At 62.7% G+C, this 21,989-nt stretch carries 14 protein-coding genes; 10 read left to right on the forward strand and 4 right to left on the reverse strand.

Features of this window, described 5'->3' with window-relative positions:
• Positions 1–4: 4 nt before the first annotated feature.
• Positions 5–1,423: a PAS domain-containing sensor histidine kinase gene (locus tag VGL22_RS17600; RefSeq protein ID WP_465268254.1), complete on the reverse strand. Its 1,419-nt coding sequence runs from the start codon at positions 1,421–1,423 to the stop codon at positions 5–7.
• Between the two features lie 246 nt (positions 1,424–1,669).
• Between VGL22_RS17600 and VGL22_RS17605 the strand changes: the two genes are divergently transcribed.
• Complete coding sequence (locus VGL22_RS17605; protein ID WP_465268255.1) at positions 1,670–3,241, forward strand: carboxylesterase/lipase family protein; 1,572 nt, start codon at positions 1,670–1,672, stop codon at positions 3,239–3,241.
• Positions 3,242–3,468: 227 nt separating this feature from the next.
• On the opposite strand, the gene VGL22_RS17610 is transcribed toward VGL22_RS17605, so the two are convergent.
• Entirely contained in the window at positions 3,469–5,676 is a 2,208-nt protein-coding gene (locus tag VGL22_RS17610) for an OPT family oligopeptide transporter (protein WP_465268256.1), read from the reverse strand.
• A gap of 351 nt (positions 5,677–6,027) precedes the next feature.
• On the opposite strand from VGL22_RS17610, the gene VGL22_RS17615 reads away from it, so the two are divergent.
• A complete protein-coding gene (locus VGL22_RS17615; protein ID WP_465268257.1) occupies positions 6,028–8,244 on the forward strand; it encodes a protease pro-enzyme activation domain-containing protein in 2,217 nt (738 codons plus the stop codon).
• A gap of 110 nt (positions 8,245–8,354) precedes the next feature.
• Entirely contained in the window at positions 8,355–9,308 is a 954-nt protein-coding gene (locus tag VGL22_RS17620; protein ID WP_465268258.1) for an EamA family transporter, read from the forward strand.
• Here VGL22_RS17620 and VGL22_RS17625 read toward each other — a convergent pair.
• Positions 9,305–9,730 (reverse strand): hypothetical protein, encoded by a 426-nt coding sequence (locus VGL22_RS17625; protein WP_465268259.1) that lies wholly within the window; start codon positions 9,728–9,730, stop codon positions 9,305–9,307. The genes VGL22_RS17620 and VGL22_RS17625 overlap by 4 nt on opposite strands.
• Before the next feature lie 253 nt (positions 9,731–9,983).
• Here VGL22_RS17625 and VGL22_RS17630 point away from each other — a divergent pair, with 253 nt between their 5' ends.
• From VGL22_RS17630 to VGL22_RS17640, 3 genes are all read left to right on the forward strand, one after another.
• The gene (locus tag VGL22_RS17630) at positions 9,984–11,183 is read left to right on the forward strand and encodes an acyltransferase family protein (protein WP_465268260.1); all 1,200 of its coding nucleotides are present in this window, start codon (positions 9,984–9,986) and stop codon (positions 11,181–11,183) included.
• Between the two features lie 109 nt (positions 11,184–11,292).
• Positions 11,293–12,822 (forward strand): glycoside hydrolase family 27 protein, encoded by a 1,530-nt coding sequence (locus tag VGL22_RS17635; RefSeq protein ID WP_465268261.1) that lies wholly within the window; start codon positions 11,293–11,295, stop codon positions 12,820–12,822.
• A gap of 27 nt (positions 12,823–12,849) precedes the next feature.
• Positions 12,850–13,578 (forward strand): CPBP family glutamic-type intramembrane protease, encoded by a 729-nt coding sequence (locus tag VGL22_RS17640; RefSeq protein ID WP_465268262.1) that lies wholly within the window; start codon positions 12,850–12,852, stop codon positions 13,576–13,578.
• 105 nt (positions 13,579–13,683) lie between these two features.
• Here the strand turns inward: VGL22_RS17640 and VGL22_RS17645 are convergent, their stop codons facing one another.
• On the reverse strand, positions 13,684–14,664 hold the full coding sequence (locus tag VGL22_RS17645; protein ID WP_465268263.1) for a stage II sporulation protein M: 981 nt from the start codon (positions 14,662–14,664) through the stop codon (positions 13,684–13,686).
• Here VGL22_RS17645 and VGL22_RS17650 point away from each other — a divergent pair.
• The 4 genes from VGL22_RS17650 to ribF all read left to right on the forward strand — a co-directional run bounded on the left by VGL22_RS17650 (position 14,663) and on the right by ribF (position 21,901).
• Entirely contained in the window at positions 14,663–15,481 is an 819-nt protein-coding gene (locus VGL22_RS17650; protein ID WP_465268264.1) for an RDD family protein, read from the forward strand. The two genes, VGL22_RS17645 and VGL22_RS17650, sit on opposite strands and share 2 nt — an antisense overlap.
• 832 nt (positions 15,482–16,313) lie before the next feature.
• Complete coding sequence (locus VGL22_RS17655; protein ID WP_465268265.1) at positions 16,314–19,874, forward strand: carboxypeptidase-like regulatory domain-containing protein; 3,561 nt, start codon at positions 16,314–16,316, stop codon at positions 19,872–19,874.
• Between the two features lie 222 nt (positions 19,875–20,096).
• On the forward strand, positions 20,097–20,930 hold the full coding sequence (locus VGL22_RS17660; RefSeq protein ID WP_465268266.1) for an MBL fold metallo-hydrolase: 834 nt from the start codon (positions 20,097–20,099) through the stop codon (positions 20,928–20,930).
• On the forward strand, positions 20,927–21,901 hold the full coding sequence (gene ribF, locus VGL22_RS17665; protein WP_465268267.1) for a riboflavin biosynthesis protein RibF: 975 nt from the start codon (positions 20,927–20,929) through the stop codon (positions 21,899–21,901). The genes VGL22_RS17660 and ribF overlap by 4 nt, the downstream gene beginning before the upstream one ends.
• Positions 21,902–21,989: the final 88 nt, after the last annotated feature.

The raw sequence follows: 21,989 nt of genomic DNA on the forward strand, positions 1-21,989 counted from the left end.
CAGCTTATTCTTCGGCACGATCGAACAGCGGCGTGTCCGGTGAATTGAGCGGGATGCGCGCTTCGATCCGGGTTCCCCCGTCGCTGCGAAAGGTGATCTGGCCGTTAAGGCGGCGGCAGCGCTCGCGCATGGTGAGCAGCCCCAGTCCGGAGCGGAGCGTGGCGGCGTCAAAGCCCACTCCTTTATCCCACAGGACGAGGTGGATCTCGCGCTGGTTGCAGGTCAACTCGATCCACGCCTTGCGCGTACCGCTATGTTCCAGCACGTTCTCGAGGCCATCCTGCACCACGCGGTAAAGGCACAGGGCCACATCGGGAGGGACCACGGCGGGCACGTCATCATGCCGGAAGGCCACGCTGAGCCCATAGGCATGCATGAAGCGCCGGCAAAGCACTTCGATGGACCAGGGCAGGCCGGTGTAATCGAGGCTGGCGGGGTGAAGGCTCTGGGAGATGACGGCGAGGCCCGCGGTCACGTCCTGAATTCTAGCGGAGATGGTCTTCAATCTGCGGCTGTAGTCGCCCTGGGAGGTCTGTGCCAGGTGCGACACCTCGAAGCTCACGGCGGCGATGGACTGGCCGAGGCTGTCAGTGAGTTCCGAGGCGATGCGGCGCCGTTCTTCGTCCTGGGTCTTGATCAGCCGGCCGCTGAGTTCCTGGAGTTCGATTTCCAGGCGCTTGCGCTCGGTGATGTCCAGGGCCGCGGCGATAATGCAGGGTTCCCCATCGATTTCGATCGGCTCGGCGGTGCCGAGGGCGGTGAGGATTCGGCCGTCCCTGGCGCGAAATCGATATTCGCCCATGACATTTTTGCCTGCCAGGATGGAGTCCGCCAGTTCATGCCTTTGCTCCGGCTCACACCAGAGATTCAGATCGAAGGGAGTGCGTCCCAGAACTTCCTCGCGGGTGTAGCCGGTGAGGCGCTCGTAAGCATCATTCACCTCGAGGTAGCGGTGAGTAAGCGCGCTGGTGATCATGATGGCCATGGGACTCTGACGAAAGGCCTTGACGCATTTCTCTTCCGCCGTGAGCTGCAGTTCCTGGGCGCGCTTCAATTCGGTGATGTCGTCGATGATGGCGATAAATCGAAGGGGCGCGTCGGGGTTTTCATCTACAAAGCGCGAAATCGAGAGCCGGGCCCAGACGCTTCGGCCGCCCTTGCAGAGGTATCGCTTCTCGATGGAGTAGCTCTGCACCTCGCCCGCGGCAAATCTCTCGAATGCGGCGACGCACCTGGGCAGATCGTCGGGATGCGTGAGTTCCTGGAAACTCCGGCAGAGTAACTCCTCGCGGGAGTAGCCGGTGAAGTGGCACAGGCGCAGATTGACGAACAGGTATTTGCCGCCGGAGTTGATGATGCCGATGCCGACCGGCACCTGCTCGAACGCGGCGCGGTATGTCTCGGTGGATGGCAGCGGACCCATAGCTCCTCCGCAGGACACTGGATTGGCGGACCTGCGACGTCGGTCTCCGCCACTCGTACAGGGCGTATGGGGAGGCAAGGCCCATGGTAGTCGTTTACGGCGAGTGGTTCAATCACACGTTGGAATCACCGAAATTGGTTACCCGGGCCGCGCATCGGCATCCTGTCAGGCTGGACCTGTTGCGTATGATGGACCGTGGCTTTTTGCGCGTGATGGATGCAGCGCGAACAGGGGAGCAGCGTGCGTATGAGCAAGGGGTTAGTTCGATTCGGCGTGGGGATTTTCGTGGCCATTGCGGGCTTCGCTTTCATGGCCCAAGCAGCGGAGGTTGTGGTTGTCACGCAGGGCGGCAAGGTGTCCGGTGTTGCGAGCGACAACGGTGCGGTGACCAGTTTCAAGGGCATTCCATTTGCCGCTCCGCCGGTGGGTCCGCTGCGCTGGCGCGCGCCGCAGCCGGCTGCGCCCTGGACCAGCGTGCGGAAGGCCGACCACTTTGGAGCATCGTGCATGCAGGGGCCGAACACGCCGATGGGGCCATGGACGAAGGAGTACATGTATGTGACGCCGGCGAGCGAAGACTGCCTGTACCTGAACATCTGGACGCCCAAGACGGCGGCCGCGGCCAGGCTGCCGGTTCTGGTCTATATCTATGGCGGCGGGTTCACGAGCGGCTCGGGTGACGTGCCTGTGTACGACGGCACGGCGCTGGCGAAGACCGGCATGGTGGTGGTCACGTTCAACTATCGTGTGGGGCCGTTCGGATTCCTGGCGCACCCGGAGCTGACGGCGCAGTCCGACCATCATGCCTCCGGCAATTACGGCCTGATGGACCAGATTGCGGCGCTGCACTGGGTGCAAGGCAACATCGGCGCGTTTGGCGGCGATCCGGCGCGGGTGGCGATTGCGGGCCAGTCCGCGGGCGCCATGAGCGTGGAGGATCTGCTGGCGTCGCCGCTGGCGAAGGGCCTGTTTCACGCGGCCATTGCCGATAGCGGCATCGGCGGGCGGGGTGTGCCGGTGCGGTCGCTGGCGGAGGCGGAGAAGGCCGGGGCCGCATGGGCCGCCGCCAAGAAGGCGGATTCGCTGGCCGCGTTGCGCGCGCTACCCGCGGCGAACGTGCTGGGAGGGGGACAGTTTTCGCCCATCGTGGATGGGTGGGTGGTGCCCGACCAGCCTATGATGCTGACAACCAGCGCCGGGCGCGACAACGATGTGCCGGTGATTACGGGATTTCAGGCGGATGATTTCCGCATGGCCGGCAGCGGGCCGCCCATGACCGCAGCGCGGTTCGAACAGATGGCGCGCACGATGTATGGCGGCATGGCAGACGAGTTTCTGAAGCTGTATCCCGCGAAGACGGACGAGGAGGCGAAGCAGTCTGAGACGCTGAGCGCGCGCGATCGGGCGCGGAGCGGCATGGTTTTGTGGGCCACCAAGCGCGCGGCGACGCACAAGAGCCCGGTCTATGTGTATTTCTTCGACCGCGCTATTCCGTGGCCGGCGCATCCGGAGTTTGGCGCGTTTCATTCGGGCGAGTTGCCGTACACGTTTGGCAACCTCAAGGTGCTGGACCGGCCGTGGGAGCCGGCCGATCAGAAGATTGCGCACATGATGATGACGTACTGGAAGGGCATGACGGCACGTGGGAATCCAAATGGGGCGGGGGAGCCGCGCTGGGAGCCGGTAAGTTCCGCCGGCCGGTCGGTCATGCGGCTGGGCGTGGACAGCGGGCCGATGGCGACGGCGGATGATGCGCGGTTTGCGTTCTGGAAGAAGTATTTTGAGTCGGAGCAGAGTAAGACGGCGCCGATTTTTTAGGGGAGCAGGAACTAAAGGGACCAGCTTCCTCACGGTTAAGTCCCGTCCGCCAATTCAGTTTTCCTGGCCGCGTTACGCTCGCAACCCGAGATGTGGGCCGCGCGCTGGAAGCCTCATGGCTGGGAAGTTTGATCCCCGCCCGAGCGGGGCATCCGGCCAGGAGGGCTGAGCGACGATCTCTTCATGGCACACCTCCTGAGGTGTGTTGTTCGGCCGGGCACAGGTTGCTACTTGTCTACCGGCTTCCGCGCGAAGTGGTACAGGCTGTATGCGAGCGCCGCGAAGCCGAGGACGCTGACCCAGTTGTTATCGAGGAAGGTGTGGGGGACGTTGAGGAGGTCGCGGTTCTGGTAGTAGGTGGCTTCGAGCGCTTTGAGAGCTACGCCGATCAGGCCGGCGATGCCGCCTGCGGCGATGAGGCCTGAGGCGAACAGGGAGCCCGAAGAGATCTCGCTGTCGGCGTCGGTTTCACCGGCGCGGTGGGCGGCGCGGTCCACCAGCCAGCGGACCACTCCGCCGCAGAAGATAGGCAGCGTGGTTCCGATGGGCAGATAAAAGCCGACGGCGAAAGTGAGCGAGCGGATGCCGAGCAGCTCGACGGCGATAACCAGGCAGACGCCCAGCAGCACGATCCCCCAGGGCAGCTTGCGGCTGAGGATGCCATTGATGACAGTCGCCATCAGACGAGCCTGCGGGGCGGGCGCCGAGGGGCTGCCGATGCCCTGGATCCATGCCACCTCAATCTGGTGCGAGGCGGGCGAGTAGAGATACTTGCCGTCCTGCAGCTCCGTGGAGCCGATGGCGTTGAGGATGATGTATTCGGACTTATTGTGCGTGGAGGCAGCTTTGGTGGTCTCGTCGACCACCCGGATCTGGTCAGGCAGGTGCTGTTTGTCAGCCTGAATGGCGACCCCGGCGTGAGGCGCGTTGAGGTCCCAGACCTTGGGGAGAGGGTGGAACTCCTGCAGGCCGGTGTTCATCAGGTTGAGCGTGACTCCAATGATGAGGGTCGAGACGACGACGCCGATCATCAGCGCAATCTGCTGGTAGCGTGGCGTGGCGCCGATGATGTAGCCGGTTTTGAGGTCCTGCGAAGTGTCGCCGGAGTTGGAAGCGGCGATGCAGACCACGCCTCCGATGGTGATGGCGAGGGCGCCGAACGCGGGGGCGGTCCAGCCCTGCACCAGAAACACTGCGGCAGTCGCCATGAGCGTCGCGATGGTCATGCCGGAGACGGGCGAGGCGGAGGATCCGACCAGGCCGACAATGCGCGAGCTGACGGTGACGAAGAGAAATCCGAAGACGACCACGAGCAGCGACGCGGCCAGATTGGCGGCCCATCCCACAAACGCGCCGGGCACCGGCTTGAACTGCAGGAAGACGAACATGCACGCCACGATGAGGAGCGAGCCGATGAGGACGACGGTCATGGAGAGGTCGTTCTCCGTGCGGACAGGCTTGGCCTTGACGGCCCCCGCGCCACCGCGCATGCTCTTGACGCCCTCAGCGAGTGCCGCCCAGATGGTGGGGAGGGTCTTGAGCAGAGTGATGAGGCCGGCGGCGGCAACGGCTCCGGCGCCCATGGGCTTGATGTAAGCGGCCCAGAGGTCAGAGGGGCCCATCTGCGCGATGGGAACCTGGCCGGGATAGATGGGGCCGGGGAGCGCCTTGCCGAAGAAGTAGATGAGCGGCATCACCACCAGCCACGAGAAGACGCCGCCGGCGAAGATGACTCCCGCAACGCGCGAGCCGATGATGTAGCCCACGCCCAGGTATTCGCTGGTGGCATCGGCGTTGATGGCGCCGCCTTTGAGAACATGCTGCTGGCCCAGGTCGAGGGAGTAGCCGGGTGAGCCGGGCCAAACGGCGAGGAGGTTCTTGTTGGCGAGGAAGGTATAGACGCCGCCCAGGCCGAGACCCAGGAACACTCTGGATGCAAGAGAGCCGCCCTTTTCGCCGGCGATGAGCACATCGGCGCAGGCGGTGCCTTCGGGGTAGGGCAGCGCGCCGTGTTCTTTCACGATGAGCTGACGGCGCAGCGGGATCATGAAAAGCACGCCCAGCCATCCGCCGATCAGGGCGAGCATGAAGATGCGCGAGTACTCCAGTTCAAATCCCAGGAAGACCAGCGCGGGCAGCGTGAAGATGACGCCGGAGGCGATGGATTGCCCCGCGTTGCCGGTGGTCTGGACGATGTTGTTTTCGAGGATGGAGGCGCGGCCCAGCACGCGCAGAATCGAGATCGACAGGACCGAGATGGGGATGGACGCCGCCACCGTGAGCCCGGCGCGGAGACCCACGTAGACGGTGACCGCTCCGAAGATGATGCCGAAGGCGCAGCCGATGATCAGTGCGCGCGCCGTGAACTCGGGCGGCTTCTGATCCGGGGAGACAAAGGGGCGGAACGCAGGCTGCTGGGTTTCAACTTCGGGCATGAATTGCCTCCGGGCAAGGCGTGCTGCAACAGATATGAGATTGCCTGAAAGGGGGAGTGTAGCAGTTGGAGGGGCGCAAGTTCGATAGCGGCCGTCACGTTTCGGACCGGAAGACCACGTTGTGCTATGCGGTATCGGCATCGATGCGGCGCAGGGGGCGCGGAAAGTGCTGGACAATCCGCTCGCGGTCAGCTAACAATGCATGCACTGCAGTCTATATATGTTTCCCCAAGTCGGCGTATCCGGCCAAATCTATCCCCCTTTCAGATCGAAGGAGACGTCGTGAGATTTAGAAACTGGAAAGTTGTGTTTCCAACTTGTGCGGCTGTTTGTTGCCTCACCGCCGCAAGCATGGCTCAGAACGTGATGACCCATCACGTACGCACCGCCGTGCGGAACGGCGATGCCCGGCCTGTGGGCAGGCTGCCGCAAGCCCAGATGATGCAGATCGACCTGGTGCTGCCGGTCAGAGATCCCCAGGGACTGAAGACTTTTCTGGCCGATGTCTACAACCCGAAAAGTCCCAATTACCGGCAGTTTCTGACGCCGCAGCAGTTTACGGCGCGGTTTGGACCCACGCAGGCGCAGTATGACGAGGCGGTGCGCTTCGCGCGGAACAACGGGCTGCGCGTCATGGGTGGATCGCGGGACCAGATGCTGGTGCAGGTCAAGGGCACGGTGGGCACGATTGAAACGGCCCTGCACGTGAACATGACCACCTACCGCCATCCCACCGAGGACCGGACATTTTTTGCGCCGGATCGCGAGCCGACGCCGAATCTGTCCTTCAACCTGTGGCATGTTTCGGGACTGGACAATTATTCGATTCCGAGGCCGCTGGTTGTGAAGCGCGATGAGTTTGCGGCGCGCCACGGCGTCTATCCGGAGATGGTGGTGAATCATGCCACGACTGGATCGGGCCCGTCGGCGTCGTTCCTGGGCAGCGATATGCGGGCTGCGTACTACGGAGGCGGATCGCTCACCGGCGCCGGACAGCATGTGGGATTGTTCGAGTTTCTGGGAACCAACCTGGCCGACGTGACTACCTATTACACCAACGTGCACCAGACGAATAGTGTGCCGATCAACCTCATCTCCGTCGATGGAAGCAGCACGAGCTGCACCTATCCTGCCTGCGACGACACGGAGCAGACCCTCGACATAACGCAGGCGCTGGGCATGGCGCCTGGCCTGGCAAGCCTTGACGTGTACGTCAGCACCACGTCAGACACGGCCATCATCGCCGCGATGACGACGCACAATCCGCTCCCGACGACGATCGGCTGTTCATGGGGCTGGTCGCCGGTGGATCCTTCGTCGCTCGATCCGTACTTCCAGAAGATGGCGGCGCAGGGGCAGAATTTCTTTGCTGCCAGCGGCGACAGCTCGACGTGGAAGAGGACGGGCAGCGCCGCGCCGTGGCCGGCAGATGACCCCAATGTTGTGAGCGTAGGCGGCACGGATCTGGTGACGTCGGGCGCGGGCGGACCGTGGTCGTCGGAGACGGCCTGGGTTGACTCGGGCGGCGGCATAACGACGAACTCGTTTGCGATTCCGTCGTGGCAGAAGCTTTCAGGCGTGATCAATTCGACCAACAAGGGATCGACCACGCTGCGCAACGGCCCGGACGTGTCGGCCAATGCCAACTTCACGTTCTATGTGTGCGCTGACCGGCAGGCGTGCACGGCCAACTCATACGGCGGCACGAGCTTCGCGGCGCCGATGTGGGCGGGTTATATCGCGCTGGTGAACCAGCAGCTGGCGGCGAACAGCCAGCCGACCATCGGCTTCCTGAATCCGACCCTCTACCAGCAGAACGTGAGCGGGCAGTACGCGGCGGACTTCCACGACATCACCAGCGGCACGTCGGGCAGCTACTCGGCGGTGACCGGCTACGACCTGGTGACCGGGTGGGGCAGTCCGAACTCCGGGCTGATTGCCGCGCTGACCGGGCCGGCCCAGGCGGGCTTCAGTTTGTCGGCTTCTCCCTCGTCGGTATCGGTGCAGCAGGGCCATGCGGGCAGTTCCACCATCACCAGCAGCGTGACGGGCGGATTCAATACGGCCGTGGCGCTGAGCGCATCGGGGCAACCGTCGGGCGTAACCGTCGGGTTCAGCCCGACGTCGATTACCGGCGCGGGCAGCTCGACCATGACCCTTACGGTGGGGTCCTCCGTCGCCGCCGGCAGCTATCCGATTACGGTGACCGGAACCGCGGGCAGCACGGTGCATACGACGACGGTAACGCTGACAGTAACCGGGGTGAATCCCAGCTACTCGCTGAGCGCCTCCCCGACCGCACTGACCATCACCCGCAGCAGCGCCAAGAGTTCGACAATCACGGTGACGCCGTCGGGCGGATTCAGCGGCGCGGTTTCTCTCTCCGCTTCGGGACAGGGCAGCCGGGTTACGGTTTCATTCAGCCCCAGCTCGGTCACGGGCAGTGGATCCTCGACCATGAACGTGACGGTGAACCGGCGCGCCACCACCGGGACGCGCACTATCACCATTACCGGAACCAGCGGGAGCACAACCAAGACCACCACGGTGACTCTGACCGTGCAATAACAGCGTGCTGAAACCGCGGAGGCCCGGATCAACTGGTCCGGGCCTTCGTGCATGTGTGCGGGTCTTCCGGTTTTAGCCCATGCAGTGTCTACTGGGATAAGCAGGTGCGAATGGATAAGCGGCCACTGCTCAAGACGCTGCTGGCATTTGGGATCATCTACATTGTCTGGGGATCGACGTTCCTGGCCATCCGCGTGGGCGTGCAGGAGATGCCGCCCCTGTTGATGGCGGCGATGCGGTTTGGCGCCGCCGGCCTGCTGCTGTTCGCCTGGGCGCGGATGCGCGGCGAGAAACCGCCTGTGGGACGGCAATGGCTGGGTGTCACGGTGCTGGCCGCCCTGATGTTCATGTGCGACTACGGACTGCTGTTCTGGGCGGAGACGCGGGTGCCGTCAGGCATCGCCGCAGTGTTGCTGGCCACCATTCCGGCATTCATTGCGATTGCCGAAGCCCTGCTGCTGCGGACACGGAAGTTCACTGTTGGCCTGGGAGTCTCGCTGCTGGTGGGACTGGCGGGCGTAGCCATTCTGATGGTGAAATCCGTGGGCCTGGGCGGGGAGGCCGTGAGCGGTGCCGGCGCGGCCGCGCTGATCGTGGCGGCGGCGAGCTGGTCGGTGGCTACCGTGCTCACGCGCAGGCTGCCGCTGCCCGAGTCGAAGATGGTGAGCTCGGGCGCGCAGATGCTGGTCGGTGGCTTGCTGCTGTTCGGCGCAGCGACGGTGTTCGGCGAGTGGCCTCGATTTCATCCGGCCGCGGTTTCCATGCATGCGTGGGAAGCGCTGATCTACCTCATAGTGGCTGGCTCCATCGTTGGATACACGGCGTACCTGTGGCTGCTGCATCGTGAGTCGCCCACACGGGTGGGGACATACGCGTATGTAAACCCGGTGGTCGCGGTGGCAGTGGGCCACTGGCTGGGCGGCGAGGAACTGGCCACGCGCACCATTGTGGGTACCGCGCTGGTGCTGGCCAGCGTGCTGGCGATCATGTTGGTGCAGGGGAAGGCGAGCGAGCCCGAGCGGGAGTTGTCAGGCGAGCCCGCGTCGGAGGAGATCGGGAGCTAGTGCGGCTTCTCGAGAGCGACCAGCCACGCGGGGCTGTTGTCCGGGATGCCGCGCCAGCAATCTACCGATTCGACGTCGCGGGCGGACGCGAGATCGTAGAGATTGCAGGACATGCCGAAATGAAGAGGACCGGATTCGTAGGCGACCTGGCGGCCATCGTTCCAGAAGATCCAATGCCAGACGAACGCACTGCCCGGGATCTTTCGGAGAGCCCTGCCGTTCCGTGCGATGACCAGCGTGAATGGGTAGCGCTCATGGGTGCTGTCGTCGGGAAGGGGCGAGTTGAGGGTCCAGCCTTCCAGGCCGTGGGGCCCGGCCACGTGCGCGGATGCGACGGGAGCGTCGTCTGGCGCCTGTTGACCGAAGCCGCTGAGAGCGGCCGCCAACAGCAGAGCTGCGCTCGTGAAAAATCGCAAAGCCATATTGTGTGGGATCCGTAGTGCGATTGTAGCGCCGGAAACTTCGCCCCGATCGGCGAGATCGACGAAGCGCCATCCAGTCTTCGCGGGAGCCTTTCTTTCGTCCGGCCCTGGGGGATTTGCACTTCGACTGCGTTCGAGGATCAAACGCCGCACTTGGCGAATGGGCTGGGTACCGCGTAAGGTGAAGGGCAATACCAGATCGTTCCGTTGCAAAGGATGAAGCGCGGAATCGATCGTTCCTACGGAGTCTTCGATGAGTCAGCCGGGCCTGGCAGCTTCCCCACGAGGCACAATCACCAATCCGAGCATGGCAGCATCGCCCATGAAGCGGCTGCTGTCGCTGGACGTGTTACGCGGCATCACGATCTGCTTCATGATCATGGTGAACGACAACGGCGGCGCGGGTTCATGGGGCTTTATGAATCACGCCGAGTGGAACGGTCTCACGCCTACTGATCTGGTGTTTCCCACCTTCGTGTTTGTGATGGGCGTCTCCATCGTGTTCGCGTTTGAGGCTCGGCTTGGCAAAGGCGCGCCAAGAGGGCAACTGGCGAAGCACACCGTCATCCGCGCGCTGGTGCTCATCTGTTTCGGAATTCTCGTGAACAGCTTTCCGTACTTCCATCTGGACCACATGCGCTTCTATGGCGTGCTGCAGCGCATTGGGATTTGCTACCTGGTGGCAGGGCTGTTCTACCTGTATGACTCGCGCGCGTGGACCAAGGTGGCGGCGCTGGTCACGGCGCTGGTGGGCTACTGGGTTCTGGTGCGCTGGGTTCCGGTGCCGGGGATGGGAACCCCCGGGCAGGATCTGCCGTTCATGGACATGAACCGCAACCTGGTTTCGTGGATCGATCAACACCTGTTCCCCTACCACCTTTATCTGTATTCGCCCGATCACAACGTGCGCGATCCTGAAGGGATGTTGAGCAATCTGCCTGCCATTGGAACGGCGCTGATGGGCGTGCTCACGGGCATCTGGCTGCGGTCGTCGCGCGCGGTATCCGCCAAAGCGCTGGGCCTGCTGGCGGGCTGCGTCGCCAGCCTGGCCATCGGTTATGCGTGGTCGCTTGAGTTCCCTCTGAACAAGAACATGTGGACAAGCTCCTTTGTGCTGGTGGCGGGCGGCTATTCGTTGCTGGTCCTTCTGCTCGCGTTCTGGGCAATCGAGGTGATGGGCTGGCGCAAGGTTTGGACCTATCCCTGGATCGTGTTCGGATCGAACGCCATTGCGGCATACATGTTCAGCGAACTCACGCCGTCTCTGATATGGATGGTGAAGCTGCACGACGGCGGCCGCGCGGTTACGCTCGAAGAGTGGCTGATGCGGCACTTCTATACGCAGGTCTTTCCCACCGGATGGGCGCAATTCGGATGGTCGGCAACGTTTGCGGCATTTTGCTTTATCCCCGTGTGGATTCTCTATCGGAGAAAAATTTTCCTGAAAGTGTAGGGCCATGGGAACCAGAAAGAGATTCGCAGCGACTCAGATCGCGCTTGCATTGCTTGCAGTTGTCCTGGAAACCGCAGCCCTCGGGCAGAGCAGCCCCGGAACTGTTCCGGTGCCTGGTCCGCCGATGGGCTGGTCGTCGTGGAACAGCTTCTCCAACACGGTGAATGCGCAGATCGTCATGGAACAGGCCAAGGCGATGGCGGACACCGGCCTGCAGAAGTCCGGCTATCAATACGTCAACATCGACGAGGGCTGGTGGCTGGGCAAGCGCGACGCGGACGGCAACATCGTGGTCGACCCGCAGGCATGGCCGGCCATGGCCGCGGGCGAAACCGCCGGCGACATGGCTAACATTGTCCGCTCCATTCACAAAATGGGTCTCAAAGCCGGCATCTATACCGACGCCGGCAAAGACGGCTGCAGCATGTATCCCGACCTGGGCCCCAAGGTCTTCGGCACCGGCAGCGAAGGGCACTACGAGCAGGACTTTCTGCAGTTCGCCAAGTGGGGCTTCGATTACGTAAAGGTGGACTGGTGCGGCGGCGACAAGGAGAACCTCGACCCGGCGGTGCAGTACGCCGAGATTGCGCGCGCCATGCAGAAGGCCGAGAAGCAGACTGCGCACCGGCTTTACTTCTCGCTGTGCGAGTGGGGCAAGCAGAGCCCGTGGACGTGGGCTCCGCACCTGCGCGGCGTGCCGGCCAATGTGTGGCGCACCAGCGGCGACATCGTCGATCCCATTGTGGCCAGCGGTGAGCACAAAGACCGCAAGGTGAGCTTTGAAAAAATGCTGGCCAACTTCGATCAGGGGATTCATCCTGAAGCCCAGCACACCGGCGCTTATAACGACCCCGACATGATGGTGATCGGCATGCCGGGTTTGACCGATGCGCAGAACCGTGTGCATATGGCGCTGTGGGTAGTCTCCGGCGCTCCGCTGCTGGTGGGCGCGGACCTCACCAAACTGACGCCGGACACGGTGGCCATGCTGACCAACTCCGATCTGATTGGCATCGATCAGGACGCGCTTGGCCTGCAGGCCGTGAAGGTGGCGGAGACGGAAAAAGGATTGCAGGTGTGGTCCAAGGTGCTCACCAATCCCGGAGCGCGCGCCGTGGTGCTGTTGAACCGGACGGCAGCGCCCGCGGAGATGAAGGTGGAGTGGAAAGATCTGGGACTGGCGAATGCCGAGGCGCGGGTGAAGAACCTGTGGAGCGGCGAAGAGCTGCCCAGCTTCGGCGCTTACATGGTGAAGGTCCCCGCCGGCGATGCAGTGCTGGTGCGGGTGCAGGGAACCGAGCCCGAAGCGGTGACCTACCGGCCCGAAGCTTCGGCCGCAAAAACCGCCTGCCGCGGCTGCGCGGTGCGGTTTGCCAAAGTGGCAATGCATGCCGGTTGGGCGCGGGTGCAAATTGCCTACACCAATCCCGGCCGGACGCTGCGCTACGCCGAATTGCGCGTGAACGGCCAAGGCCCGACGACTATCGCGTTTCCCGCCACGGGCACGGCGTCGGGCGCGGTTACGGTTCAAACCATGCTTGACCGCGCCGAGGACGGAAATGTGCTCACATTTTCAGCCCCGAATGACACGACGCCCTCAGACGCCTTGCCGTCGATCCAGGCGATTCTGGTGAGGTAACTCCCGCTGTCTTTGCGGATCACCACTATGGCCGATGCTGTCCAGACCGAGATCGCCGCCTCCGGGGAGGCCGGCGCGCGGGGCGGGCGGCGGGCCCTCCTCGAACTCTGCATCGGATATGGGTTGATCCTGGCTACGGTGTGGACGCCGCGTCCGGCGCAGGGCTGGCTGTGGTGGGCATCGGTCGTGTGGATTGCGGCCTCAACCTGGTGGTCGTTTCCGGGGTGGCAGGCCATGGGCTTCCGGCGCGGCGGCTTTGTCGCGTCGTTGTGGCTGGTGGTGCTGGCCGCGGTGCTGTCGGCAACCGCCGTCCTGATCGCCATGCGGCTGCACACGCTGCGGGTTCCGCACACCGTGCTGGGCTGGGTTCTGGCCTGGGGCGGCTATATCGTGTGGTCGTTCGCGCAGCAATTTCTGCTGCAGGGCTACTTCCTGTTCCGCATGCTGCGCCTCACATCACGGCGCGAAGCTGCGGCGGCATGGGCGGCCGCCATCTTTGCCGCCGCGCATCTGCCTAATCCGCTGCTGACGTGCGTGACGCTGCTATGGGGCGCGGTGGCGTGCATCGTATTTCTGCGCTGCCGCAATCTCTACACGCTCATGCTGACGCACGCCATTCTGGGCGTGACCCTGGCCATCACGGTCCCCGGACCGGTGATCCATAACATGCGTGTAGGTCTTGGCTATCTCAGATATCGGCCGCCGGGGAAGGGGAGACCACTTTTGATTGATCCCGAAACAGGCCGGGTGCGATGAACTCCAGGCAATCACGTATACGTTAGATGTACGGTGGTCTACCGTACTCGAGGCAGCCCATGGGACAACCCCATGAAGAAGCTGCGTGATCTGATCGAGGGTTAGTTACTGTGTCTCCCCGGCGGTCTGCCGTTCTCTCGCCGGCCGGAACAGCCACAGATTCAGCAGCGTGAACAGCGCCGCGCCCACTGTGAATTTGAGCCACACAGGCGCGTGCGAAGGCGAGAAGAAGCCTTCAAGGCATCCGGCAATCACCAGCAGTGGAATGGTGCCGGAGACCAGCCGGGTGGCCTCGATGCCGCCGCCCGCCAGTGAGTCTTTCCATCGATAGCCGGAAGGAAACAGCATGGAATGCCCGATGCGCAGACCCGCGGCTCCGGCGAGGATCACGGACGGCAATTCGAGCGATCCATGCGCGGCCACAAAGCTCCACAGGGACAGCGACATGCCGTAGTGATGGCAGGCGGCCCCGACGACACCGAGTTCCATGCCATTCACGAACAGCAGGAAGAGCGTGTACACCCCGAAGGTGATTCCGCCGGCGAAGGTGGCAAAGCACACCGACAGATTGTTGGTCATGATGTGGCTGGTTTCCATGGGAGCCACGCTGACGATGGACTGCGTCCACATCTGGTGACGCTCCATCGTGGCAATCATGGCCGGATGGAGATAGTGCCGCATGAAGTCCGGACGGGTGCTGGTGAGGATCATGCCCAGCACTCCGCAGGCCAGCGTAATGAGGAGGGATGCCGCCACATAGCGCAGGTTGCGGCGGAAGATGCGCGGGTACTCATCGCGCAAAAAGCGGAACAGCCCGGCGATGCTCGTCTTGCGGCCCGCATAAATGATATGGTGAGCGCGAGCGAGCAGTTGATTCACATGGGCCGCGTAGGTGCGCGCGGTCGCGTCCTGGCGCAGCACCGAGAGGTCCGCCGCAACCTGGCGGTAGAGCAGGGCCATCTCCTGCAGCTCTGCGCGCGAAAGGCGGCCAAGACCGGCTGAGTCGGCCTGACCGAGCAGGGCCTGCAGACGGTCCCAGTACGGACGGCGCTTCGCGAGCCATTGATTGGAGAGGATGTACGCCATGAGCGCGGGTTCTGATCAGCTTAGCATCGATACGCCGGAACTGGTTTCGATCGAAATGCCCCTCGCCGGCATCGGCAGCCGCTTTATCGCGGTTCTGGTGGATACCCTCTTGTGGTTTGCCGGATTCGCGCTGGTCATTCTTCTGTTCAGCCTCCTGGCGCCGGCCATCGCGGCATTCAACAAGATATCGGCGCAGTGGGCTGTCGCCTTCGTCATATTTGTTGTGTTCCTGTTCAACTGGGGCTACTTCACGCTGTTTGAAGCTTTCTGGAACGGGCGCACGCCGGGAAAGAAGATTGCCAAAATTCGTGTGATTCAGCATTCGGGCCGGCCCATCGGGCTGTTTGAGTCGATGGCGCGCAACTTCATCCGCTACGTCGACCAGTTTCCGTTCTTCTATGCCGTGGGGGTCATCACCATGTTCGTGACCCGGCAGCACCAGCGGCTGGGCGACCTGGCCGCCGGGACCCTGGTGGTGCAGGATCGCGAGCAGGAGGCGCCCCTGTGGGCCGAGTCGGGATCGCGAACCTTCACGGCCGCGAGTTTCACTCCCCGGGAGGCGCCCCTCGAGCCCCACACGCGCGTCACGCTGCCCGTCACGGGAATCGCCAGGCTCTCGACGACCGACCTGGAGGTGCTGGAGGGCTTCTTTGCGCGGCGCCTCGACATGCCGCTGGATGTACGGCAGAAACTGGCAGAGCGCATTGCGGCGGCACTTGTCGCCAAATCCGGCCTGGAGCCGCCCGCCGGGGTCAGCACGGAGACGTTTCTGGAAGCGGCCGCGCGGGACCTGCGTGACGCCTCACGCCTCAAATAGCAAATTCCCCATATATCCAGGCGTAAGCAGGGATTTGCGCCCCTTATAAATCCACCGTTGTCATAGTCGACTGTGACATGCTGACCCACCTCAGGCCGATTCGCTCCCGTCGAGAAACGATGTAAACCCCGGCGAACCCCGCGACGCACGGGCATCCTCACAGACCAGCCCCGCAAATCCCGAAAACAATGTAAGCGTTATCAAATCTGTTGGGGGCAACCTTCCCGCGCAGTTCCTCATGGACGCCAAAATTTTCCGTCTTGACAATCGCTCTAAGGACCGCATTTAATATGGCCGATTCGTCAAACGGGTTTTCATCTGGGCTTTACTTAAACGATTCAGCTCAGGCATACCAAAAACTGGATAAGGACAATGTCCTTACTTCATGAAAGCGGAGATATGCCGCGTCTCCGGCCGGTTGGGTCTGCCTCATCGCCGGGGTCTTTCACGGTCGTCGGATCAGATCGAGACGAACGGAAGAAATCCGGAACCGCACGCTTCCCTGAGAATGCTCAGGATCCATGCACGCGTTTGATTCAACCACCGCAAGTCACGAAAAGTGCTTGTTCAAATTTAGTAAATCGCTGTACCGGCCTGGCGCAGGCCAGGAAGACCACTAGAAATGGCGCAGGTACAGGCGGATTGTTACGAAATTCGGGCCCTTTGGCTTTTTGGAGAGCTTTTCTCCTCCGGGTGAACGGATCAACTTCACCTCTTTGGCACTTTCATACACGGCTTCATACCTCAACGGAGAAGCAACAGACGTAGACGCAACAAGGACTGCAACACAAATTGATCAATGACTGAAACACCATTTGAAAAGGAAGGTCACATGAGACACGCAACAAACAGGTTGTTCCTGTTGCCGTTGCTCTTTGTCTTGGCGTGCGCAGGGCTATACGCGCAGGCCAACTCAGAGTTGACGGGCATCGTCACAGACCAGACAGGAGCGGTAGTTCCGGGAGCGAAGATTACGCTCATCGATCCCGCTACCGGCGCCATAAAAGCCACTGAAAGCGGAGCCACCGGGCTCTACGACATCAACGGCCTGAACCCCGCAACCTACAATCTCAAGGTCGCGGCAAAGGGCTTCCAGGCTTACGCGCAGAACGGCGTCGTGGTGAACGTCTCCGCGACGGTGCGCACCGACGTCAAACTGACGGTCGGCGCTGAGAGCCAGACCGTGACGGTCCAAGCCGATTCGCTGCAGGTGCAGACCGACTCGAACGTCGTCAGCACCCTTATCAGCTCCGAGCAGATCAGCGAAATCGCCACCCAAAACCGCAACTTCGCCGCTCTCGCCGCGCTGGGTTTGGGTGTCAGTTCGGCTCTTCCTGACTCCAACACTCCCACCTCGGTGGCCTCCAACTTCACCATCAGCGTCAACGGCCTTCGCCAGAGCCATAACATCTGGCTGATCGACGGCGGCGAAGCGGATGACCGCGGCGGCGCCGGCGGCATGGACATCATGCCTTCGCAGGATGCCATTGCCGAATTCAACATGCTGACCTCGAACTATCCTCCGGACTACGGCATTTCTTCCGGCGCGACGATGAGCCTTTCGCTCAAGAGCGGCACGCAGAAATTCCACGGCACCCTGTGGGAGTTCAACCGCACGCCCGCTTACAACGCCAAAGAGCCGATCTCGCGCACATTGACCAACGCGCACTACAACATCTTCGGCGGCAACATCGGCGGCCCGCTCTTCATACCGCATGTCTACAACACGAACAAGAACAAGACGTTCTTCTTCGTGAACGAAGAGTGGCGCAAGATCCTCTCCGGCGCGGGAACCTCGAACAACCCGGCGCTTCTGGCGTCAAACATCCCCGCAGATATGAACACGGATCTGCACTACGTCAAACCGGCGTTCTCGTCGAACGCGCTTACGGTCCCGAATGTCGGCGCCACCTCCGCTTACCAGAAGAATGTGCTCACGCCTCTCGGGCTAGTCCATGGCGCGGCGTCCGGCACTCCTGGCGGCTTCGCCCTCGATGGATCCGGCAACCCGATTATTCCTCACCAGTTGTTCGATTCGAACGCGGTGACCTTCCTCAACACAGGCGTGATTCCCACGTCGAACCAGGCCAACGGCTACAACATCTTCAACGCGGTCAATCCGATCGATGTGCGCGACGACATCGTCCGCATCGATCACAAGTTCACCGACAAGTGGGCGCTCCTGGGCCACTACATGCATGACTCGGTTAGCCAGGGTTATGCAAAGCCGCAGCTTGGCTGGAACGGCACGAGCTACAACACCATCACCAGCACCTTGTCGAACCCATCTAACTCGGCAGCCATCAAGTTGAGCGGAACGCTCAGCCCCAACCTGCTGGTTGAAGCTTCGATCAACTACGACGGCAACGTCATCGACATCGTCAACAGCGACAACTCGAAGCTGCCTGCAGGCTGGGTCAGCAACCCTGTGACACCGAGCTTTGCCGTGACGCGCGATGCGCTGCCCGGCGTAAGCCTCGGCACCCCGTTTGGCACCACGGAAGACACCGCGTCGGCGCCATGGCACAATGCTGCGCAGGATTATGAGCCGAAGGTCGATATCTCGTACACCATGGGCAAGCACGCCATGAAGTACGGCTTCAGCTACAACCGGTACACCAAAAACCAGCAGCTTTTCGGCAACCAGCAGGGAACGTTCTCGTTCGGCAATCTGACCAACGACAGCTCCATGGATCTTCTGCTCGGCCTGGCCAGCAGCTACGGCCAGTTTCAGGCAGCTCCCATCCGTCACTACGTGAACCAGACGCCGTCGGTGTATGTGATGGACAACTGGCACGTCACTCCGCGGCTCAGCTTGCAGCTCGGTCTGCGCTATGACGCGCTGCCGCACGCATGGGAGCGGAGCAACGCGGTTGCCAACTTCAACCCGGCTGATTACCTCCAGAGTCAGGCTCCGATCTGGAACGCCGACAACACCATCAACTCGGCAAGCCCGTCACTGGTCGCGCTCAACGGCGCCACCTATTACCTGAACGGCATGGGCCTGGCGGGACAGAACGGCTTCCCCAGAGGACTGGTCAAGAACGATTTTGAAACGCTGCAGCCCCGCGTAGGCTTCTCTGAAGACCTGTTCGGGAACGGCAGGACGGTTCTCCGCGGCGGCTTCGGCACCTTCTTCGAGCGCATGCAGGGCAACGACATTTACAACGCTGCCACCAATGCGCCCTTTGCTTACAACCTGAGCCTGAGCAATACGGAGTTTACAACGCCCGGGAACAACTGGCTGACAGGCTCCACCGTCTCGGGCGTCCCGGTCTTTTCGTCGGGCGTCACCAACCTGGCGCATGACTACAAGGCTCCCGCTGTCGCACAGTTCAGCCTTGGCGTGCAGCATGAGCTGTCGCCGGCGGTCATCTGGGTAGCTCAGTACGTCGGCAACCTGGCGTGGCACCAGAACATTCAGCGCCACATCAACACCCTGCCTCTGTCCACCGGCGAGGGCATCCGTTGTATCGCGGGCGATGGCTCGGGCAAGTATCTTTCGGATCCGAGCAACGATATCTCCGGACCTGATTCAGCCTGCACGGTGGGCTTTACCAATAACGGCGGTATCAACGCTTTCCGCACCTACCAGGGCTATAACGACATCAACCAGCAGGAAAACACCACCAACGGAAACTACAACGGTTTCCAGAGCGGTCTTCGCCTGCAGAACCGCTGGGGTCTCAGCGGTGAGGTCGATTACACCTTCTCGCATGAAATCGACATCACAAGCTACGACCTGAACGGAGTCAGCAATCCCTGGAACATCAAGTACGACAAGGGTTCCGGTGCGCTCGATCGCCGTCACATCCTCAGCATCAACTACGTGTACAAGACGCCGTTCTTCGCTCACTCCACCGGCTTCACCAAGTCGCTCCTCGGCGGATGGGAAGTGGCCGGCACGGCGCTCGCGCAGACCGGCACCATCATCGCGAATCAGGGCGTTGGACTTTCCATTCCGTGGGATCCGGTCGGACTGGGCGGCGGATACACCAACCGTCCCAACCAGATCGCACACACCCACTACATCAAGCACAAGCCTTCCAATGCGGATGGCGGTCAGTGGTTCGATCCCAGTTCGTTCTCGGCTCCCGTGCCTTCGTGGCTGGGCGGCCCCAACATGGGATTCGGCAGCGCTCGTAAGGATGCGGTGGTCGGCCCCGGCCGTTTGAACTTCAACACATCGCTCTACAAGTCGTTCTCGATCACGGAGCGCGCTCACGTCGAACTGCGCTTTGAGTCGTTCAACACCTTCAACCATTTCGAGCCCAACGGTGTCTCTTCCAACCTGGGCACCGACAACTTCGGCAAGGTCACCAACAACTTCGGCCAGGTCACCAGCGCGTGGGATCCTCGCACGCTGGAACTCGGCGGCAAGTTCGTGTTCTAAAGCAACGCAAACAAGCGGGCGCGCCGGGCTATTCCCGACGCGCCCTTTTTTTGGTCAATTTGCCTGGAGTGACACGCCGCGAGAGAATCGAAGCACGGATGCTAAACACGCCGTTGTGTTTAGAGTGGGAAACCACAGACTCCAACCCGCCTGGGGAAACCACAAACCTGGGGTGGGAAACCACAAACCCAGCTAGGCCACCATCGCGACCTCTGACTCCCCATGAACGGAACCCTCACATTCCTCGGCACCGGCACCTCCATGGGTGTCCCCACGGTCGGCTGTTCCTGTTCCGTCTGCACCTCGGCCAACCCTCGCGACCGCCGTCTCCGCCCCTCCGTCCTCATCCGCTGGAGCCAGGCCCAGCCCGCCCCCGGCCTCCCTCCCCGGGAACGCAACGTGGTCATCGACACCGGACCCGACTTCCGGGAGCAGGCCCTCCGCACCCGCCTCACCCAGCTTGACGCCGTCTTCTACACCCACGCCCACGCCGACCACATCTTCGGCCTCGACGACCTCCGTCCGCTCAGCTTCGTCGCCCACCGCGCCGGCAGTTCGCTCCCCCTCTACGCATCACCTGAGACCCAGGCCGTCCTCGAGCGCGTCTACGACTACACCTTCAAGGCCAACGCCACTTACGCCACCCGCGCCCGCGTCCAGATTCGCCCCCTCGCCGACCGCCTCAACCTCCATGGCGCCGAATTTCTTCGCGTCCCCGTCCTCCACGGCAAGCTCGAAGTTGCCGGCTTCCGCTTCGGCGACACGGCCTATCTCACCGACGTGAGCGAGATTCCCGAATCCAGCTTCGCCCTCCTTCAGGACCTCGAAACCCTCGTCCTCCCCGCCCTCCGCCATGAGCCCCACCCCAGCCATGCCACGGTCGCGCAGGCCGTCGAGTGGGCCAGACGCATCGGCGCGCGCCAAACCTGGCTCACCCACATCGCCCACGAGCTCGGCCACCACGAGACCAACAGCCTCCTCCCTCACAACGTGCGCATGGCCTGGGACGGGCTCGAAGTCCCCATCCGCCTCAACGGCGCCCCGGAGGCGGCATGATCCCCGTTTATCGCGGCCTCCGCTCCCTCCCTGCCGGCTTCGGCCCCTCCATCGCCGCCATCGGCAACTTCGACGGCGTGCACCTTGGCCACCGCCAGATCCTCAACGCGGTGGTCGACGAGGCCCGCACCCGCGGCATGAAGGGCGTCGCGATCACGTTTGACCCGCACCCCGAGCAGTTCCTCCGTCCCGGCCGCGCCCCCGGCCTGCTCACCCCTATGGACCACCGCGTTCGCCTGCTCGCCGCAACCGGTGTCGACGCCATCGTGATCCTGCTGTTCGACGAGGCACTCGCTCGCCTCACCGCCCGTCAGTTTGTGGAATGGGTTCTGGGCGACGCCCTCGGTATCGCCGGTCTGCATGAAGGCGGCAACTTCCGCTTCGGACACAGAGCCGAAGCCGGCGTCCAGGAGCTCGCACGCTTCGGCGAGGAATGCGGGTTCAGGGTCTCGGTCCATCCGTCCGTCTGCGTCCACGGCCTTGAAGTCTCCAGCTCCGCCATCCGCGCGCTCGTCGCCGCCGGAGACATGCGCCGCGCCCGCTGGATGCTGGGCCGCCCCTTCGCCATAAGCTCCACCCAGAAGCGCGATCGCGGCGTCGGCGCGCGCCTCCTCGTCCCTACCGTGAACCTGGCCGCCTACAACGGCCTCGTTCCCGCCCACGGCGTCTACGTGACCCGCCTCCACATCGAGCAGGGAGGGGGCGTGCAGCCGGGGAGCAGCCCTACCCGCACTTTCCAGGCCGTCACCAACGTGGGCAACCGCCCCACCTTTGCCGGCGCCGGCTTCAGCATCGAGACCCACATCCTCAACTTCCAGCCGGTCGACCTGGACGAATCAACGCCGCTCGAGCTCGAATTCCTCCTCCACCTCCGCGGCGAGCAGAAGTTCCCCACCCCCGAGGCCCTCAAAGCGCAGATCCTCGCCGACGTAAAGAAAGCTCAGCGCTACTTCCGCCGTGCCGGTCCCTGAATGTCCCGCTGAGGTTCCGTGCGGACCCCACCTTCGGTGTCGTTCTGAGCAGCCTCAATCGCGTAGCGCGAGTTGCACTTGCAATGAA

It is taken from the genome of Occallatibacter sp., from assembly GCF_036502485.1.
In the GTDB taxonomy this organism is placed as follows: Bacteria; Acidobacteriota; Terriglobia; order Terriglobales; family Acidobacteriaceae; genus Telmatobacter.

Excerpts from the sequence above, each read along its gene's own strand:
- VGL22_RS17645 (WP_465268263.1), bottom strand. The coding sequence starts at position 14,664 with ATGGCGTACATCCTCTCCAATCAATGGCTCGCGAAGCGCCGTCCGTAC.
- VGL22_RS17605 (WP_465268255.1), top strand. The coding sequence starts at position 1,670 with ATGAGCAAGGGGTTAGTTCGATTCGGCGTGGGGATTTTCGTGGCCATT.
- VGL22_RS17625 (WP_465268259.1), bottom strand. The coding sequence starts at position 9,730 with ATGGCTTTGCGATTTTTCACGAGCGCAGCTCTGCTGTTGGCGGCCGCT.
- VGL22_RS17620 (WP_465268258.1), top strand. The coding sequence starts at position 8,355 with ATGGATAAGCGGCCACTGCTCAAGACGCTGCTGGCATTTGGGATCATC.
- VGL22_RS17640 (WP_465268262.1), top strand. The coding sequence starts at position 12,850 with ATGGCCGATGCTGTCCAGACCGAGATCGCCGCCTCCGGGGAGGCCGGC.
- ribF (WP_465268267.1), top strand. The coding sequence starts at position 20,927 with ATGATCCCCGTTTATCGCGGCCTCCGCTCCCTCCCTGCCGGCTTCGGC.
- VGL22_RS17650 (WP_465268264.1), top strand. The coding sequence starts at position 14,663 with ATGAGCGCGGGTTCTGATCAGCTTAGCATCGATACGCCGGAACTGGTT.
- VGL22_RS17610 (WP_465268256.1), bottom strand. The coding sequence starts at position 5,676 with ATGCCCGAAGTTGAAACCCAGCAGCCTGCGTTCCGCCCCTTTGTCTCC.
- VGL22_RS17615 (WP_465268257.1), top strand. The coding sequence starts at position 6,028 with ATGGCTCAGAACGTGATGACCCATCACGTACGCACCGCCGTGCGGAAC.
- VGL22_RS17600 (WP_465268254.1), bottom strand. The coding sequence starts at position 1,423 with ATGGGTCCGCTGCCATCCACCGAGACATACCGCGCCGCGTTCGAGCAG.
- VGL22_RS17655 (WP_465268265.1), top strand. The coding sequence starts at position 16,314 with ATGAGACACGCAACAAACAGGTTGTTCCTGTTGCCGTTGCTCTTTGTC.
- VGL22_RS17630 (WP_465268260.1), top strand. The coding sequence starts at position 9,984 with ATGAGTCAGCCGGGCCTGGCAGCTTCCCCACGAGGCACAATCACCAAT.
- VGL22_RS17660 (WP_465268266.1), top strand. The coding sequence starts at position 20,097 with ATGAACGGAACCCTCACATTCCTCGGCACCGGCACCTCCATGGGTGTC.